The organism is Sandarakinorhabdus sp. (assembly GCF_031422795.1).
Taxonomy (GTDB): Bacteria; Pseudomonadota; Alphaproteobacteria; order Sphingomonadales; family Sphingomonadaceae; genus Sandarakinorhabdus.
Map to the genome: position 1 here is coordinate 1 of NZ_JANPML010000239.1, position 3,611 is coordinate 3,611.

The 3,611-nt window shown below is 60.1% G+C and carries 4 protein-coding genes; 2 read left to right on the forward strand and 2 right to left on the reverse strand.

The window, feature by feature from the left end:
- Nucleotides 1-1,027: DEAD/DEAH box helicase family protein (locus RMO81_RS08815; RefSeq protein ID WP_310475460.1), on the reverse strand; the 1,027-nt coding region annotated here is incomplete at its 3' end.
- Between the two features lie 33 nt (nt 1,028-1,060).
- Nucleotides 1,061-1,828, reverse strand: a complete 768-nt coding sequence (locus RMO81_RS08820; RefSeq protein WP_310475461.1) for a cytochrome b/b6 domain-containing protein — start codon at nt 1,826-1,828, stop codon at nt 1,061-1,063.
- 244 nt (nt 1,829-2,072) lie between these two features.
- On the opposite strand from RMO81_RS08820, the gene RMO81_RS08825 reads away from it, so the two are divergent.
- Both RMO81_RS08825 and RMO81_RS08830 read left to right on the forward strand, forming a co-directional pair.
- Nucleotides 2,073-2,300 (forward strand): TraY domain-containing protein, encoded by a 228-nt coding sequence (locus RMO81_RS08825; RefSeq protein WP_310475462.1) that lies wholly within the window; start codon nt 2,073-2,075, stop codon nt 2,298-2,300.
- Entirely contained in the window at nt 2,284-2,556 is a 273-nt protein-coding gene (locus RMO81_RS08830; RefSeq protein WP_310475463.1) for a type II toxin-antitoxin system RelE/ParE family toxin, read from the forward strand. The genes RMO81_RS08825 and RMO81_RS08830 overlap by 17 nt, the downstream gene beginning before the upstream one ends.
- The last annotated feature ends 1,055 nt before the right edge of the window (nt 2,557-3,611 follow it).

Here is a 3,611-nt window from a genome sequence, read left to right on the forward strand (position 1 = left end):
TGAGGAAGCGGCTGTAATTCTCGATGCCCGCGCACGCCCCGGTGGCGGCGATCATTTCCAGATCGAAATTGGTGCGCTGTTCCAGCCGCTGCGCTTCCAGCAACTTGCCTTCGGCGTTCAGCTCCTTCAGCCGCTCGGTCAATTCGTGGCGGATGGCGTCGGCGGCCTGTTTCATGGTCGGGCCGGGCGTCACATAATGGCTGTTGGCGTAGATCTTGATCTGATCAAGCTTGGCCACCGTCTCGCCGGTGAGCGGATCGAATTCGGAAATCTGCTCGATCTCGTCGCCAAAGAAACTGATGCGCCAGGCGCTGTCTTCATAGTGCGATGGGAAAATCTCCAGGCTGTCGCCGCGCACCCGGAAATTGCCGCGCGCGAACGACAGCTCGTTGCGCTTGTATTGCATGGCGACGAGCTTGCGCACGGTCTCCTTCAGATCGGCCGAACCGCCCTTTTTCAGGCTGAACGTCATCGCCGAATAGGTCTCGACCGAACCGATGCCATACAGGCACGACACCGACGCCACGATGATCACATCGTCCCGCTCCAGCAGGGCGCGGGTGGCGGAATGGCGCATCCGATCGATGGCCTCGTTCACGCTCGATTCCTTTTCGATATAGGTATCGGTGCGCGCCACATAGGCTTCGGGTTGGTAGTAATCGTAATAGGAAACGAAATACTCCACCGCATTATCGGGGAAGAAGCTTTTGAATTCGCCGTATAATTGCGCCGCCAAAATCTTGTTGGGCGCCAGGATCAGCGCCGGGCGCTGCACCGCCTCGATCACCTTGGCCATGGTGAAGGTCTTGCCCGAACCCGTCACCCCCAACAGCACCTGATCACGCTCACCATCGTTGGCCTGGCCCACCAGTTCGGCAATGGCGGCGGGCTGATCGCCGGCAGGCGTGTATTCGGTGTTCAGCACAAACGCCCGGCCGCCTTCGGATTTCTCCGGCCGGGCCGGGCGGTGCGGGGTGAACTCGGTCAGCTCCGTTTCGGCAAGATTGGTGCGAATCTGGATGGCCATGTTGCTATCCTTGCACCATGTGCGCCGTTTGTTCTAGCGCAGCATGCGGCGAATGAGCTGGCGGTCGCGCAGCGCGAAATGATGCCACAACACAGCGCCGGCATGCGCGGCAAAGGCGATCGCAAACAGCACGGAAAGCCCGATGTGCAGGGCCCGCGCCGGGGGCAGCGGCACCGCCGGTTGCAGGCCCAGCACTGAAACGCCGGTCGCACCGGCCAGCGCCAGGCCCGATACCGGCAACGTGGCCAGCGCCAGATACAGCGCCAGCTTGTTCAGCCGCGATGCCGCACTGGGGCTGGCCGGGCCGGGCGATGCGCCCTGCGCCAGCCACCGCAGCAACAACAGGAAAAATAGCGCCACACCAATGCCGATATGCGCGGCAAGGAAACTGGCCCGTTCCGGCGACGGTGACAGCAAAGTCACAAACATCCCCATCGGCAGCGCGATCAGCATCAGCACAGCACTGGTCCAATGCAACAGGCGGGCAATGGTGCCCCAGCTCTGCCGGCGGTTCCAGTCGGGCACCGTTTCAACCTGCCGCCGCCATTGCACCGGCAGCAGCGCCAGCAACAGCAGGATGACAAACACGGCAATCACCGCCATCGCATTGAGCAGCACCGGCCGCAGATCATCGGCCGCGCGCGCTGCAAAGGTGCCATCCGCATTGGCCAGCCAGATCGAAAAGACCATCATGAACAGCGCCGCCGCCCCACTCAACTGCGCCCCCATCCGCCACAGCCGCGCCGGGTGGTTAAGGCCAACGGCAAGACCGAGGGCAAGTGCCAGATAGAAGAAGGTCATCCCCGCGCCCGATGCGCGATAAGGCGGCGGGATGCAAGGGCGAGGGCACCGTCGCAAGAGAGAAGCACGAAAGGCCTCCGGCGGCCAGGGCCGCAGACCCTGGACCCGTTCGTTTTGGGCGGCCCCTCCTTCAAGCCCTTGTCCTGTTGGCGCAGGCCAGCTTCCACCGTCCCGCGCCGCACTGTCGGTGCAGCCTATCTTGCAGTGACTTGCAATACGTGTATCGCAATGCTATTCAGCAAGCATGCCAATTTCCCTGCGCCTGCCTGAAGACGTTGACGCCCGACTGTCTGCCCTGTCGGCGCTGACCGGGCGGACCAAGACCTTCTATGCGCTGGAAGCCATCTTGGAACATATCGACGATCTGGAAGACGCACATCTCTCCGCCGAAATCCTCGCCCGCGTGCGCGCCGGCAGCGAAGGCCGCGTGCCGCTGAACGATCTGCTGGCGGATTATGGCCTGGCGGATTGACCTCACCGACAGCGCCGCCAAGCAGCTCCGCAAACTCGATCCGCAAATCGCCAAGCGTATCCTGACGTTCCTGCGCTTGCCGCTAGCCACACTGGACGACCCACGCAACATCGGCGAAGCCCTGCGCGGCAAGGACCTTGGCGATTTCTGGAAATACCGCGTCGGCGATTGGCGCATCATCGCCGATCTGGATGACGGCGTGATGCTGATCACCGCGATCCGCCTCGGCAACCGCCGCGAGGTCTATCGACGGTGAGGCCATAGCCCCTCTCCCCTCGAGGGAGAGGGTCGACTCGCCGCAGGCGAGCGGGGTGAGGGGGAGGAAAAAGAGAGGGCCTCCGGCGGCCAGGGTCGCAGACCCTGGACCCGTTCGTTTATGGGCAGCCCTTCCTGACAAGCGGATTAAGTATACTGTCCCTGGAATTCCTGTCCCTGGAATTCTACTGGAATTCTAGAGGCAGAAAACAGCCTCCGGCGGGCAGGGCCTGAGGCCCTGCACCCACTTTTGTTGGGTTTTGAGCACTGTCGCCGTATTCCGTGACCGTAATTCGATTTTCTGCGGCTTTGGAAACAACCAGCATTGAGGCATTATTGATTGTAGATTGCAATGTTGAATTTATAAATTAGATCAATCATTAGAAAAGAATGCATTGTTTCAGAAGGCGTAAGGCAATTTTATGAAAAAATCGGCAATAATAATCTCTATAATATTAACTCTGTCGTCGAGCGCTGCGCTGGGCGGGCCTCGGCAGGACCGAGCAGCTGAGGCGGCTGCGGTTTGGCGGGACTGTGTAGTCGCTCGTGCTGGACGGTATGCAAGTCAAGATGAACCAAGCGAGACGCTTGCGAAAGCGGCCTTTGCATCATGTGTTGTGCAAGAAACGGAGTTTCGTGTGCTTCTTAAGGAAGCCACGCGTGAGTATGGTTTACCTTTCATGCAAACAGCTGACTCGGAAACACTTGATAAGGCGCATGCCGATTTTCGTCAGAAACTTGGAGATTTGGCTATTGCAACTATCGTTGATGCAAGAGCCAAGCTGTAGCATCCGCATTGTTGAGCTCTGGAGAAACCGTACGTAATTAAACCTCAGCAGCTAGCCGAGCCTGGCGCTGGTTTGTCATCGGAAATTGCCGATGCGTAAGCCTTACCCCGGATGAAGTCCGGTGTGACGAGTCTGAAGGCCGCCCCAAAAACGAACGGGTCCAGGGTCTGCGACCCTGGCCGCCGGAGGCGCTTCTTGTTATGTGCCAGCTCTGTCCTACAGCCCCGCCACAGGGTACGAACCGCTGCTCAGCTTCATGCGCCAAGCC

Excerpts from the sequence above, each read along its gene's own strand:
- RMO81_RS08820 (WP_310475461.1), bottom strand. The coding sequence starts at position 1,828 with ATGACCTTCTTCTATCTGGCACTTGCCCTCGGTCTTGCCGTTGGCCTT.
- RMO81_RS08830 (WP_310475463.1), top strand. The coding sequence starts at position 2,284 with ATGGCCTGGCGGATTGACCTCACCGACAGCGCCGCCAAGCAGCTCCGC.
- RMO81_RS08825 (WP_310475462.1), top strand. The coding sequence starts at position 2,073 with ATGCCAATTTCCCTGCGCCTGCCTGAAGACGTTGACGCCCGACTGTCT.